The following is a 13,183-nucleotide window of genomic DNA, read 5'->3' on the forward strand; positions in this document are numbered from 1 at the left end:
TTTAGGAATAAAAAAAAGGGGACGCAAGAATTATCTCGCCCTCTTTAGATGCATTGATAGTTCATTGGCAAGGTGGTTTTGCGCGTTTCATCGTTGAATTTTTCGCATCCACTTACCCCATGCCAATCCTATTCGGGAAGAAATGTAGCCAAACCCAAGCGCATAAGCGATTCCAATGCTGAAATCAGTGGCATTCTGTAACACCCAAGGCGCATATTTGTAGCGGTATTCCCAATCGGGATCATTGCCGAAATAATAATAATGACTACCAAAAAACCAGTTGCGAGCATAAGGCGACTCCTGCAAAAACGACCCAAAGGGCCATTGCACAATGAGCGTAATTACCACAAAAACCACGCTCATGATGGCCGCCATCACCCAATCGTTGATGTAAGTATAACGGTTCAGAATCCAGTCCATCGCCAAAGCGGGCACAATCAATAACAAAGGAAAAGCAAACCCTTGATAATGGTCAATGTGATTCCAGATGGGCCCCAACTTAGGTTCAGCAGGAAACAAAGGAATAATCCATAGCGTAAGGCACATCACGGCTGTATAAACGCCCGTAACCGAAGTGATGGTCCAGCGTCCACCCGCCCCTCTTCCAAAAGCCAACAGCACCAACGGAAACGCCATGGCCGATACTTTATAAAAACTCGAATTGTGCATTTCCCATTTTCCTATTTCTTCAGAAAGAAGGGTAAACCACATCGTAACCAAAAAACCCGCCGACAACGCAAAAAGCATATTGAGTCGACGGAAACGTCGTTTGGTAAAGTCTGTATTTGTAGGCTGAGCGCCCGTCATTTGATTTTTTACGGCCAAAACACTCACAATTGCTCCAAACTGCACACCGATGATTCCCAACGCCAAAACGGTATGCGGCGGAGAAAGTATCTGCACATCGAGTCCGTACGTGCCATGCCACCAATCATCAAACGGAGCCGATGTGAGCATCATCAACGCGCCCCAAATGCAGAATAAGGCCCCTAACGAACTATAGAAAAAGCCCCAAACCTTTACACTTTGCGCTTTCTCCACTACCGAACCTTTGAACGTAGTATACAGCACTTGATAGCCCGAAAAAAGCCCAGAAACAATCGCTCCCACGTATATAATGACGTGAGGCGGTGAAAAAAGGCCATCGCGACCAATGCTGAGGTGCCAACAAATGTCCCAAATAAGACCTACAATAACGCAAAAAGATGAAAATACAACCGCATATAAATACGGAGGAATGCCTAAAAGAAAATCAGTCGACGAAACGCGCTGATAGTCAGATGACTTTTCAATAGCGGGCGAAAGCGGGCTTGCCATAACGAATCCGAATTAAGGTTAATAGGTTTATTGAGGAGGAACACAGGCGGCACAGAAAATCAAACCATTCTTTCTTTCTAAAAAGACAAAAATAGTGCTTATTCTCTACGCCAAAACGTGCTGAATGGGCTATTAAAAGTACTAAAAACCAATGACAATCCAAAAGCCTTATTCCCCCATCCAATTTCGAAATTCTCCCGCTTTATCTCGGCTGATAAACACCTCTTCTTCGGTACACGGCCGTAAATCCAATTTGAGCCGACTGTTGAAGTGCAAATGGATTTTATCCACGGATTTCGGGCAAAGAATAATCTGCCGATTGGCCCGAAAAAACTGCTTCGGATTCAAAATGCATTCAAGTTCGTCAAGGGTATAATCCACCACGTACGAACGTTCGTCCCAGGTCTTTACAAAACTCAATCGCTCCTGACTGTAAAAATACGCAATGTCATCGACTGAAACAGGCACCAGCCTTGAGCCCTGTTTCAACAAAAAACGCTCCCGGTAGTCCGAAGGCGATACTTTTGTTTGTTTGATAAGATGTACCAGTTCATTGACGTCCAAGTGGTTTTCGGCCGTTGTTCCGTACAATTTTTTCAGTTCCTGAAATTTATAAAGGCTTCGTTTTAGGGCTTCTTCATCAATGGGTTTAAGCAGATAATCTATGCTATTGACCTTGAAAGCCTGAATGGCGTATTCGTTATAGGCAGTCGTGAAGATAACGGGGCTTTTCACTTCCACTTGACTGAATATTTCAAAACTTTGCCCGTCGCACAATTCAATGTCCATCAACAACAAATCAGGGCGCTCGTTGTCTCGCAGCCACTGAATCGACGACTCTACGCTGTCGAGCATCGTGATTACCTCAATGTTTTCATCGCACTCCTGCACCATCGCTTTCAATTGCCGAGCAGCCAGCGCTTCATCTTCAATAATGACTACTTTCATCATCTATTGTCTTAAATCAATCCTTGATTGTTACTTTTCCGTTTCCGAAGGGCTATCCTATGCTTTAACCGTTTTTTCGGTGGCGCTCAATTCGCCGATAAGCGGCACTCTCACCTCAAAAACCTCTTCTTTTTCATAAATCTGCACGTGTGGCTGTCGGAGCAAGGCGTATTTTGAAGCAATATTCATCAGTCCTTTTTTGCTCGAAGGCATCCCGTTATTGGGCTTACACTGAAGGTTATTTTGCACAATAAGCTCTCCCGAATTATTGGTAAAAATCTTGATATGCAATGGTTTGGCAATGGAAACCATATTGTGTTTAACGGCATTTTCGACCAACAATTGAAGCGTCAAAGGCGGAATTTGGGCGTGGCGGTACGCGGGGTCAACGTTTACTTCCAAGGCAATGCCGTCTTCAAACCGGGTTTTCAGCAGCCCAAAATAGGCGTGGGTAAATTCCAGTTCTTTTTCGAGAGAAATCAGCTGTTGCTCATTGCTTTGCAAGAGATACCGATACACCTGCGACAAATCCCCAATAAACCGCACAGCCGTTTTGTTTTCGTTGGATTTTACCAATGCCTGAAGCGTGTTGAGGCTATTGAATAAAAAATGCGGTTGTACTTGGTTTTTCAACGAATCCAGCTGCATTTCAAGGTTGGCACGGCTAAGTTCTTCCGTTTGGCGTTTACTGATTAACCATTGCCGAAAAAAATAACGACTTTCGTAAACGGCAAAAATGATGGCCAGATAAAATAGATTCAGCCCAAGCATAAAGAGCGTTTCGGGATAAAACCAGTCAAATTTGGGCTTATCGCTGTAAACAAAATAATCGAAGAGAATCAACCGTTGGGCCACCAACACCACCACCACTGGAACACTGAGCAACCCCAACGCAATGAGCCGTTGGCGAACATTTTCAAGGCCTGGATTACGACGACGCACCTCAATAATCATCCAACGCCCCACAAGCCACGAAAAATAGACCGAGGCCAATCCTGCAATGAGAAATTTGGCCGCCGTGAAGGTATCATTGCAGAGGGTAGGTAAATTAAAGAAAACGGTTGCAACAGCCCAAAGAACAATTGGGCCAAGGAAAAGCAAGCGTTTATCGTTGAGGGTGACTTTCATCGCAGTGCCAAAAAATTCATTCAGTTAATTACAAACTTAAACCTATAATTAACAAATCGGAGGTTGCTGGCGAACGAAAGCCCTAAAATAGAGGCTGAACCGTCGTAATTTAAAATTCAAAGGTTAAATAACGGGACGGGTTCTGCTGCCGCGCTCGTTGATTTTTTTGCAGCATACCAGCTCTCCATCCTCACATTTAGTAGCCGACGATTTGACGGAAGAATGACCAAAAGCCGCCTTGAGCGACAGAGATTCTGAACTCAGGCTACAACCACCGATGGCAACCAGGACGCTGAAAAACAGGAGGTTTTTTAAGTAAAGTCTATTTTTTAACATGGCTATATCGTTTGTGAGTTCAGGAATATGATGTATCAACGCTCATAAAACGCTCAAAATTACATTATTGCCCTGATTTATCAATAAATTAATTATCATCGCCCAAAATTTCTATACTCCCTTACCGCCTCAATTTCAACCCCTACAAATTTAGACACGTGGATTGGATAAACGCGGTACTTTTTTGGAAGGGCAAGACCTGCTTTTTCAATTTCGTGAGTATCAGCACCGTTGCAAAACTTACAAAGCAATTTGCTTTTTAAGCCCCTAGAAAACAAATAGTAGAATTTTTATATAAAATTAGACATTTCAATAGTACATATCCCCTACTTTTGACTATACACCTTAAACCCTTTGCTTCATGACTGCCCAAACTCCCTCTCTCCGCTATGCATGGTACGTCGTAGCGGTGCTTATGCTTGCCTATATTTCTTCGTTTATTGACCGTCAGGTGCTCACTTTGCTGGTCAAACCCCTCAAACGGGATTTTGGAGTTACCGATACGCAGATAGGGCTTTTGATTGGGTTCAGTTTTGCCATTTTTTATACATTTCTTGGCATTCCGATTGGCCGCTTGGCCGACCGACGCAGCCGCAAAAGCATCATCTTGTGGGGAATTGTTTTGTGGAGTTTAATGACCGCCATTTGCGGCGTGACAGACACCTACAGCCAGCTTTTTCTGGCACGCGTGGGGGTAGGAATCGGCGAAGCCGCTTTGTCGCCCGCTGCTTATTCGATGATTACCGATTTGTTTCCGCGCCATAAACTAGGCACCGCCATGGGTATTTACAACTTAGGTGTATACGTTGGCTCTGGGCTTTCAATCTTGTTAGTGGCCCTCATTCTCAAACTTATCAGCGTGGAGGGTATGTGGCAAGTACCGTTTTTCGGAGAAATATACCCGTGGCAGACGGTCTTTCTAATCGTTGGCGCACCGGGGCTTTTGATTGTGTTGCTGATTGCCTTTACGGTCAAAGAACCCGTACGCCAGCAAACCTCGAAGGCAAAAGTTGAGATGTCAGAAATCCGAGCCTATTTCAGCGCCAATCGTTTTTCATTGTTGTCACTCTTTTTCGGGATTGCCTTCATGGCGTTCAGTTCTTACGCCACTACCTCCTGGACCCCTACCCTTTTTGTGCGCAAATATGGCTTGGCCGAAGCTCAAGCAGGAATATTGTTAGGTGCAATTATCACGATTTTTTCAACGGCTGGTGTTTATTTGGGCGGTCGCTACGCCGACAAACTGACCAAAGACGGCTACCCCGACGCCAAAATGCGGGTTGGCTACCAAGGAATGCTCATCGGCACTTTGCTGGCCGTCACTATTTTGGCAATGATGGCATTCACCTCGGCTCCTCTGCCCGTGTTTGTGGTTTTATTGGCACTGATTTGCTTTTTCACGGCTCTTCCTTACGGTGCTGCTACGGCCGCTCTTCAGGAAATGGTTCCTGCCCCGATGCGGGCTACCTTTTCCGCTTTTTTCCTGTTTGTGGTCAACATTGTCGGGTTAGGCGGCGGGCCTTTGGCGGTCGGTTTCATCAATGATAAAATATTTGGCGACCCCAATCAGGTTCACCTCTCATTGGCTTGTACGGTACTGCTAGGATGCGGGGTTTCGTGTCTGCTCCTTTACCGAGGCTTAAAGCCGTTCGTTCGTAGTACCGAAAATGCTCGACTGGCAGTCAATTAGTAAGGGAAGCCACAATTTTAGCCACAAAACGCAACTACCTGTTTGCTAAAGCTATTCAGAAACCCAATAGCTTCGTGGGTATTGTATTGGTTTTTCGGTAAAAAAAACACTCTCCTCGCTTTTATTATTAATCAATAACTAAAGCGACAAAATGATAAAATACATAGCCATTGCTTCGGCAGCGACAATGCTCCTGCTCATTCGTCAAACTGCGACCGAACCTATGCCCGTATCGGTCACCAGTTCCACCTTGCCCGCATTCGAAACCGCGCAGAATAACTACAAAAACTTCTGTTCGAGCTGTCATGGCGAAAAAGTGGAAATGTTTGTAGACCGCCAATGGAAACACGGCAAAACCAAGCCTGATTTGATAAAAAGCATCACAGGGGGGTATCCCGACAACGGAATGCCGTCGTGGGGTGCGGCACTCAAACCCAAAGAAATTGAAGAATTGGCGGATTATATTTTGGAAGGCATTGAGAAGGGCAGCAAATACAGTTTTGCTGCCAAACCTAAATCCAACGTGTTTGCTTCGGCTGAACTTACCGTAAAATTAGACACGGTAGCCAGTGGATTGAGCAGCCCTTGGGGCATGGTATTTTTGCCCGACGGAGATTTAATCGTGACCGACCGCACGGGAGAGATTTATCGCGTGGGCAAAAACCAACAGAAAACCAAAGTGACGGGCGGCCCTGCGGTATTGGCCGAAGGACAGGGCGGACTGCTCGACGTAGAGCTGCACCCCAAATTCGCCCAAAACGGCTTTATTTATTTTTCGTATTCTGCCTTCAAAACCGAAGGAAACGACAAACTTTCGACGACGGCTGTGATGCGAGCCAAGTTGGAAGGCACATCGCTGTCGGACCAAAAAATCATCTTTGAAGCACTACCTTATCTCAAAACCCGCCACCACTACGGCTCCCGGCTCGAATTTGACAGAAGTGGATTTTTATATGTTTCGGTCGGCGACCGTGGGCAGCACGTCCCACTACTACCTCAATCGGTAGAAAATGACTGCGGAAAAATCCACCGCCTCAACGACGACGGCAGCATCCCCGCCGATAATCCATTTGTCAAAAAAGACAAAGCCCACGGCTCGGTGTTTTCGTACGGTCACCGCAACCCACAAGGCACCGCTCTCAATCCAACAACGGGCGAACTGTGGGAACACGAACACGGCCCACGCGGCGGTGATGAAGTAAATATCATCAAAAAAGAAACCAATTATGGCTGGCCAGTGATTTCCTACGGAATCAATTATGACGGAACCGTTCTAACCCCAAACACGGCCAAACAAGGCATGGCACAACCCAATCACTACTGGATTCCTTCAATCGGCCCCAGCGGTATGACCTTCGTAACGGGCAACCGCTACCCCGCTTGGAAAGGGGATTTGCTCGTAGGTTCGTTGCGCTTTAAGTACCTCAACCGTTGTAAAGTACAAAATGGCAAAATCGTTAAAGAGGAGATTCTACTTCAAAATCTGGGGCGTTTGCGAAACGTACAAATGGGCAATGACGGCTACATATACGTGTCGGTCGAAGACCCTGGATATGTGTTCCGGCTAGTACCCGTTCCGGTGAAATAAGAAAATTGCGTAATCCAATCAAAGAGGTCGGGCCACCCCGGCCTTTTTAATTGGTCTAAAAACCGTCTTTTAAAGGTACAAATAGGATTTTGGCAAACTTTCCTTTTAATTTTACGGTTCTATTTACGTACAACGAAAAGCGTTAACTGAGTTTTTATTAATCAATCAGTAAACCATTTAACTAATAACGGATTACATTCCCCCATGGGCGACTTAACCATCAATAAAGAAAAGATACTTCAGGCCCTTAGTACCGTTCAGGAACCTGACCTCAAGAAAGACCTCGTGACTCTCGGCATGATTCGCGATGTTGAAACAGGCATTGACCTCATCAGCTTTACCGTGGTGCTTACCACGCCCGCGTGTCCACTCAAAGAACTCATTCGGAAAGAATGTACGGATGCCATTCACAAATTTTTCGGTGAGCATATCCGGGTAGATATAAAACTTACCGCCGACGTTACAACCACGCGCACGGGCGGGCCAGTGGTGCCACAGGTAAAAAACATCATTGCGGTAGCCTCGGGAAAAGGAGGCGTCGGAAAATCGACCGTTACGGCCAACTTGGCCATGGCGCTCTCTCGCTCAGGGGCCAAAGTCGGAATTCTTGACGCTGACATTTACGGGCCATCCATGCCCGTTATGTTTGGAGCCGAAGACATGCAGCCCCGAATCGTGCAGCGCGACGGTCGCAACATGATGGTTCCTATCCAACAATGGGGCATTAAGTTGATTTCGATGGGCTTTTTGGTGCCCGCCGACAGTGCCACCGTATGGCGCGGCCCCATGGCCAGTACGGCATTACGCCAATTGATTGGCGATGTAGAATGGGGCGAACTGGATTACCTGCTCATTGACTTGCCTCCGGGCACCAGCGATATTCACCTGACACTTGTGCAGGCATTGCCCGTTACGGGAGCGGTTATTGTGACTACGCCTCAAAAGGTGGCTTTAGCCGACGCGATCAAAGGCTTGGCCATGTTTCGCCAGCCGCAAATCAACGTGCCAGTCTTGGGAATTGTGGAAAATATGTCCTACTTTACCCCTGCCGAATTGCCCAACAATAAGTATTATCTTTTTGGGAAAGACGGCGGGCAGCAATTGGCCGACAAATTTGACGTTCAGGTATTAGGACACATCCCGTTGGTGCAGGGAATTCGCGAAGGCGGCGACGAAGGTCGTCCAGCATATTTGAGCGATGACCTCATCACCAAAGAAGCTTTTCAGGAAGCGGCCGAAAACCTCGCGCAACAAGTAGCCATTCGCAACGCTACCTTGGCCAAAACCAAGCAGGTAGAGATTAGAGTATAACTGAAAATAGCATCTTAGCGCATTATTTTATAAAAAATGGAAACACTTCAAGCTGATTCACTTAAAGCTCGCGTCGAAATGGCGCTCAACAGCATCCGCCCTTATCTGGAAGCTGACGGCGGCAACGTAGCGGTGAAAGAGATTACCGACGACATGACGGTTCGACTCGAACTTGTTGGTTCATGCAGCTCATGTCCCATGTCAACCATGACCTTCAAGGCAGGCCTTGAGGAGGCGATTTTAAAATCCGTTCCTGAAATCAAAAAAGTAGAGGCCATCAATCTCACTCCTGCTTATTAAAATCATGAAGGGTTCAAAAAACGTTTTTTGAACCCTTCATGATTTAGTAATTCCACCACTCTTTGACGGGATACTCACCGCCCCCTACTTCCACTTTTTCGCCAATCATAGGCGTTGTAATGGGCTGATTCAAGGCTTTTGCTTTTTTCGTCACGCGTTCGATGGATTCATTCCACGGATGCAACGCCAGCGTAAATTTGCTCCAATGAACGGGCAAAAGTAATTTGGCTCGCAGCTCAACCGCCGCTTGGGCCGTTTCTTCGGGCATCAGGTGAATGTACTTCCAATAGTCGTTGTATTGCCCACATTCCAAAATAGCCAAGTCGAACGGGCCGTACTTTTCTCCAATTTCTTTAAAGTGCGTATCATATCCCGAATCCCCGCCAACGTAGATGCTGTGCTGCGGTGTTTTTAGAATAAACGACGACCAAAACGTCTGCATCCGCTTAAAACCACGCCCTGAAAAATGTCGGGCCGGTGCGGCAGTAATGTCAAACGTACTGTCGAGTGCTGTCTTTTCCCACCAATCCAATTCTGTAATCTGAGACTCATCATAGCCCCAATGCGCCAAATGCGACCCTACCCCCAAAGACGTAATGACACGCTTTACCTTGGGTTGTAGTTTTTTGACCGTTTCATAATCCAAATGGTCGTAATGGTCGTGCGTAATAATCAGCAGGTCGAGTTCAGGAAAATCATCAATTGAATACACATTACTTCCGTTGTAATTAGCCCCAAAAAAAGAAACTGGCGAGGCATTTCCGCTAAAAACGGGATCTACCAGTATATTTTTTCCGTCGATATACATAAAATAGGAAGAATGTCCAAACCAAACCACTACGGGTTTATCAGACGAAATGTTCTTTAAATCGGTCTTGACCGAAGGCAGTGTTTTGCTCGGCTCTTTGTTTTCAACCTTCGGAATATACAGTTTTAAGATGTCAAAATAAGTAACGCCTTCGGCTAAATCGGGGGTAAAGTGCTCATTTTGAAAGGCTCCGTTTTTGTAATGTGGCGAAGTACGAATACGTTCGAGGCGGAGTTCGGCAGGATTTTTTCCGAATTGTGGCTGCTGCATGTACACGTACCCACTCAGGGCAATGACCGCAATGAGAATGAATAAAATCAACATTGTTTTTTTTAATTTGCGAAACATGGGTTGCTACATTGACAATTAATAAGTGAGTGCTTACTTACTGTATGACCACACAAATTGTGCGTTTAAAAAATTTAATTCCTTAACTTTTCAGTTTATTCTGTTGATACTTAGATTTCAGAAATGAGAGCGTTTGCTCAATAAATGCCTCAGAAGGTTGCTGCATCAACTGATTACTCAAGCCGTCGATGAGCATAACCAGCAACAAAACTTCTTTTTCGGGTTGGGCGTAGCCCAGTTGGCGAAATGCGTCGGTGATGACCTCCACCAACTCAAGATAATAACCACTCGGACGGTACGACTGCCCTCGGTATTTTTTCTGCCATTTGAGCGAAAACTGTAGTTTCCAAAACTCGCGTTCTTCGCTAAATAGCTTCACGGGCAGTTCTATCGTGGCGTGAATCTTGGCCAAAGGCTCCGCCAATGCAACAATGGATTTGACGTGCCGAGCCATTCGCTCTTCACTCATGGCCAAGATAGCATCCATTAATCCTTCCTTATTGGTAAAATGACGGAAAATCAATCCTTCTGAAACCCCCGCTTCCTTGGCAATCTGACTCGTGGGAGTCGTATCAAATCCATGTTCTGCAAAAAGTTTTAGCGCTGTTTCTAGAATCAGTTCCTTTTTTTCGGTCATAACTAAAAGTGAGTAATCACTTACTAAACTGAAATTAGCCTTCGGGGGTTCCCGATGTTTAAAATTTAGTTAAGAATACCACAATTTATTTACGACACCCAGCCTTTCAATAGTCCCTGGTGGTCATGTTGGAGAAGCAGCTCAAACAGGCGTGTTGTAGCGGCGGCATCGCCCATGGCACGGTGATGATTGGTGTGCTGGATTTGTAAATCTCGGCAAATATTACCCAAACTATACGATTTGTAGCCCGGAAAAATCTTACGACTTAGCCGAACGGTACACAGCGTATCACGGTCAAAATATTCATCTATACGCCCAAATTCGCGCTTTACAAATCCATAATCGAAGGTGACATTATGCGCCACAAAAGCGGCATTTTGGGTCAATCGGCGCACATCATCCGCAATTTCTTCAAATGTTGGCGCGTCTTTGACCATCTGATTATCAATCCCCGTCAGTTGGGTAATAAATCCCGGAATCCAGCACTTGGGATTGATGAGGCTTTGATAAGAGTCGATAACCTGCTGGCCATCGTGACGCAAAATGGCAATTTCGGTAATTCGGCTCGTATCGTACGCGCCGCCGGTGGTTTCAATATCTACAATGGCAAACATAAAAGAGCGTATATGAGGCACAAAAATACGGGAAAAATACCGAAAGGATACGGGCAAACGCCCGTTGATTTCACCCCTTCTCAAATCGCACTTTTGTAGGGCACATTCAACCCTTAATGTTATGACAGTTCTACACCTTGCACGAACGCCCAATGGCTTAGAAGGCCTCCGTTTGCCGCTAAACTCCCACAAAGTATTCGTTCCACTACGCGACATCATGCGCCTTGAAGGGCAGCGCAATTACACCTTGTTTGTCCTCAGAAACGGTCAAAAAATATTGGTTTCAAAAACCATTGGTTTCTACGAAGAGCTACTGCCGCCCAACTTTCTCCGCGTCAATCGAGGTTGTATCATCAATACTGCCTACTTAGACGTTTCGTTGGGTGAACATTTCCGACTAAAAGACGGGTATGAGATTCCAGTATCACGAAGAAAAATAAAACAACTCGAAGCCCTGCGAGACGTTGCCTAAACAAAGAGGCAATGCCCTCTACGCGAAAGCATTGCCTCTAATAAAACCCTAGATGAAGGCTATCTTCAAAAAATTTCTATTGTTGCTTCCTGTTTAGGCGCTGGATGAGCATTTGCGTAAACATCTGCTCGGCTTTATACAGCTCTGCCAACTGCCTAACATTAACCACTTTAAGGAATTTAGTCATGTACTCACGCTCCAAATCCACTTCTTTTTGCTGGAGATTGAGCGTTTCTTTGAGATTAGCCAGAATTTTTTCGTCGGGTGTTGTGAGTGTGTTGGTTTCAACGATGAGCTTTCTCATTTGCTTACGAATCTCTTTTTTTCTGTCGTCAAACTCATTATAGACAGGCCAAAACTGCTGCGACTGTTCTGGGGTAAGGTTCAAGCGGTTGGTAATCAGGCCAATTTTGGCATTTTCGATTTTCTGATGTCCTCCGTCTTGCGCGTAAGAGGCACTAACCAATAGGGTGCAAATAAATACAAATACGATTTTTTTCATCACTAGAATAAGTTTCAAATAACGGATTGATACACTAAATTGCTTCCTCTAAGTCTTCTTCCTGAATGGCTTTGCGGAGGTCTTCGTCATTGACATTGAGCTGTTGCAACAAAACATCTTCTCCGGCATAAGTCTCATTTACCTGAGGCTCTACCACCATTTCTTGCTGGGTAATGTGATTGTCTTTTAGATACGTAATAATCTCAGCATCTGACACTTGGCTCAGGGTTTCTTCGCCCAGCGAAAGTTGTTTTTGCGGATACGTCACCCAAAGTAACACGCCAACCACACTCGCCGCCGCCCCAAGCAAAGCAGTTCGTTTCCACGACCAACTGACCGTAAAAGAGGTTTCTTTCTCGGCTATTTGTTCGTAAATGCGGCTTTGTACCGTCGAAGGTAGTTTTTCAAAATACCCTTCCGGTTCCCGAAAAGGAAGCTTACGTTCGAGGTCGTCTAGTTTTATCCGTTTCATTTTTTCTCAGGTTCTGCGATGCTGTGGATGAAGTAGTGAATCGTTTTCAATCGCGCAAAATGAAGCCGTGGAGAAAACGTATTTATCTTTTGACAAAGCTTTTATACTAAAGTTTAATCTTCTCCGTTTAAAAACTTTTCAATTTTTGTCACTGCATGGTGATAGCTTGCCTTTAATGCCCCTACCGAGGTGCCAGTGATGTCGGCAATATCTTCGTATTTAAGGTCATCAAAATATTTCATGTTGAACACCAACCGCTGTTTGTCGGGCAAGGTCAGCAGCGCTTTTTGCAGCTTCAACTGAATTTCGTCTCCCGAAAGCGGCGAGTCAGATTCGCCCGCAGCGGCTTCCAGTTTTTCTAATAACTCGCCTTCTACATCGTGAATGGGAATAAAAAATCGGCGACGTTTTTTATTCAAAAAATTCAAACATTCGTTGGTAGCAATGCGGTACAGCCACGTAAAAAGCTGCGCATCTCCCCGAAATGTTTCTAATGCCTGCCACGCTTTAATGAAAGTTTCTTGTGTCAAATCATCGGCATCGTCGTGGTCAATGACCATCTTGCGAATGTGCCAATAAATTTTTTGCTGGTACTTTCGCACCAACTGATTGAAAGCAAAATTGCGGCTTTCGGGATTGGCAAATTTTTCAAGAATGGCTTGATCGGTCATCTTTCAGGAGTGAGGACGGTGCCGCGCGTGCGGTCAGGAGT

The 13,183-nt window shown here is 45.5% G+C and carries 15 protein-coding genes; 5 read left to right on the top strand and 10 right to left on the bottom strand.

From position 1 onward, the window contains the following. Nucleotides 1-87 precede the first annotated feature (87 nt). The 4 genes from NCI00_RS00510 to NCI00_RS00525 form a co-directional block, all read right to left on the bottom strand. Entirely contained in the window at nucleotides 88-1,317 is a 1,230-nt protein-coding gene (locus NCI00_RS00510) for a hypothetical protein (RefSeq protein WP_253523880.1), read from the bottom strand. A gap of 168 nt (nucleotides 1,318-1,485) precedes the next feature. Next, entirely contained in the window at nucleotides 1,486-2,265 is a 780-nt protein-coding gene (locus NCI00_RS00515; RefSeq protein ID WP_253525987.1) for a LytR/AlgR family response regulator transcription factor, read from the bottom strand. Nucleotides 2,266-2,322: 57 nt separating this feature from the next. Then, the gene (locus tag NCI00_RS00520) at nucleotides 2,323-3,393 is read right to left on the bottom strand and encodes a sensor histidine kinase (RefSeq protein WP_253523882.1); all 1,071 of its coding nucleotides are present in this window, start codon (nucleotides 3,391-3,393) and stop codon (nucleotides 2,323-2,325) included. 123 nt (nucleotides 3,394-3,516) lie between these two features. After that, complete coding sequence (locus tag NCI00_RS00525; RefSeq protein WP_166559498.1) at nucleotides 3,517-3,729, bottom strand: hypothetical protein; 213 nt, start codon at nucleotides 3,727-3,729, stop codon at nucleotides 3,517-3,519. Nucleotides 3,730-4,090: 361 nt separating this feature from the next. On the opposite strand from NCI00_RS00525, the gene NCI00_RS00530 reads away from it, so the two are divergent. The 4 genes from NCI00_RS00530 to NCI00_RS00545 all read left to right on the top strand — a co-directional run bounded on the left by NCI00_RS00530 (nucleotide 4,091) and on the right by NCI00_RS00545 (nucleotide 8,618). Continuing rightward, the gene (locus NCI00_RS00530) at nucleotides 4,091-5,419 is read left to right on the top strand and encodes a spinster family MFS transporter (RefSeq protein WP_253523884.1); all 1,329 of its coding nucleotides are present in this window, start codon (nucleotides 4,091-4,093) and stop codon (nucleotides 5,417-5,419) included. A 151-nt stretch (nucleotides 5,420-5,570) separates the two neighbouring features. Further along, the gene (locus NCI00_RS00535) at nucleotides 5,571-7,007 is read left to right on the top strand and encodes a PQQ-dependent sugar dehydrogenase (protein WP_253523886.1); all 1,437 of its coding nucleotides are present in this window, start codon (nucleotides 5,571-5,573) and stop codon (nucleotides 7,005-7,007) included. Nucleotides 7,008-7,211: 204 nt separating this feature from the next. Further along, nucleotides 7,212-8,318, top strand: a complete 1,107-nt coding sequence (locus tag NCI00_RS00540; RefSeq protein WP_253523888.1) for an Mrp/NBP35 family ATP-binding protein — start codon at nucleotides 7,212-7,214, stop codon at nucleotides 8,316-8,318. A 36-nt stretch (nucleotides 8,319-8,354) separates the two neighbouring features. Next, on the top strand, nucleotides 8,355-8,618 hold the full coding sequence (locus tag NCI00_RS00545; RefSeq protein WP_114461513.1) for a NifU family protein: 264 nt from the start codon (nucleotides 8,355-8,357) through the stop codon (nucleotides 8,616-8,618). Between the two features lie 43 nt (nucleotides 8,619-8,661). Here the strand turns inward: NCI00_RS00545 and NCI00_RS00550 are convergent, their stop codons facing one another. The 3 genes from NCI00_RS00550 to NCI00_RS00560 form a co-directional block, all read right to left on the bottom strand. Beyond that, nucleotides 8,662-9,750 carry an MBL fold metallo-hydrolase gene (locus tag NCI00_RS00550; protein ID WP_253523890.1) on the bottom strand — a complete coding sequence of 363 codons (1,089 nt, stop codon included), beginning with the start codon at nucleotides 9,748-9,750 and terminating at the stop codon, nucleotides 8,662-8,664. Nucleotides 9,751-9,856: 106 nt separating this feature from the next. Beyond that, a complete protein-coding gene (locus tag NCI00_RS00555; protein ID WP_253523892.1) occupies nucleotides 9,857-10,411 on the bottom strand; it encodes a TetR/AcrR family transcriptional regulator in 555 nt (184 codons plus the stop codon). 89 nt (nucleotides 10,412-10,500) lie between these two features. Further along, on the bottom strand, nucleotides 10,501-11,025 hold the full coding sequence (locus tag NCI00_RS00560) for a 3'-5' exonuclease (RefSeq protein ID WP_253523894.1): 525 nt from the start codon (nucleotides 11,023-11,025) through the stop codon (nucleotides 10,501-10,503). 121 nt (nucleotides 11,026-11,146) lie between these two features. On the opposite strand from NCI00_RS00560, the gene NCI00_RS00565 reads away from it, so the two are divergent. Then, on the top strand, nucleotides 11,147-11,497 hold the full coding sequence (locus NCI00_RS00565; RefSeq protein ID WP_253523896.1) for a LytR/AlgR family response regulator transcription factor: 351 nt from the start codon (nucleotides 11,147-11,149) through the stop codon (nucleotides 11,495-11,497). Between the two features lie 76 nt (nucleotides 11,498-11,573). On the opposite strand, the gene NCI00_RS00570 is transcribed toward NCI00_RS00565, so the two are convergent. The 3 genes from NCI00_RS00570 to NCI00_RS00580 all read right to left on the bottom strand — a co-directional run bounded on the left by NCI00_RS00570 (nucleotide 11,574) and on the right by NCI00_RS00580 (nucleotide 13,142). Continuing rightward, nucleotides 11,574-11,999 carry a Spy/CpxP family protein refolding chaperone gene (locus NCI00_RS00570; protein WP_253523898.1) on the bottom strand — a complete coding sequence of 142 codons (426 nt, stop codon included), beginning with the start codon at nucleotides 11,997-11,999 and terminating at the stop codon, nucleotides 11,574-11,576. A gap of 34 nt (nucleotides 12,000-12,033) precedes the next feature. Then, nucleotides 12,034-12,471 carry a hypothetical protein gene (locus NCI00_RS00575; protein WP_253523900.1) on the bottom strand — a complete coding sequence of 146 codons (438 nt, stop codon included), beginning with the start codon at nucleotides 12,469-12,471 and terminating at the stop codon, nucleotides 12,034-12,036. A 113-nt stretch (nucleotides 12,472-12,584) separates the two neighbouring features. Next, a complete protein-coding gene (locus NCI00_RS00580) occupies nucleotides 12,585-13,142 on the bottom strand; it encodes an RNA polymerase sigma factor (protein WP_166559487.1) in 558 nt (185 codons plus the stop codon). Nucleotides 13,143-13,183: the final 41 nt, after the last annotated feature.

The organism is Runella salmonicolor (assembly GCF_024158025.1).
Taxonomy (GTDB): Bacteria; Bacteroidota; Bacteroidia; order Cytophagales; family Spirosomataceae; genus Runella; species Runella salmonicolor.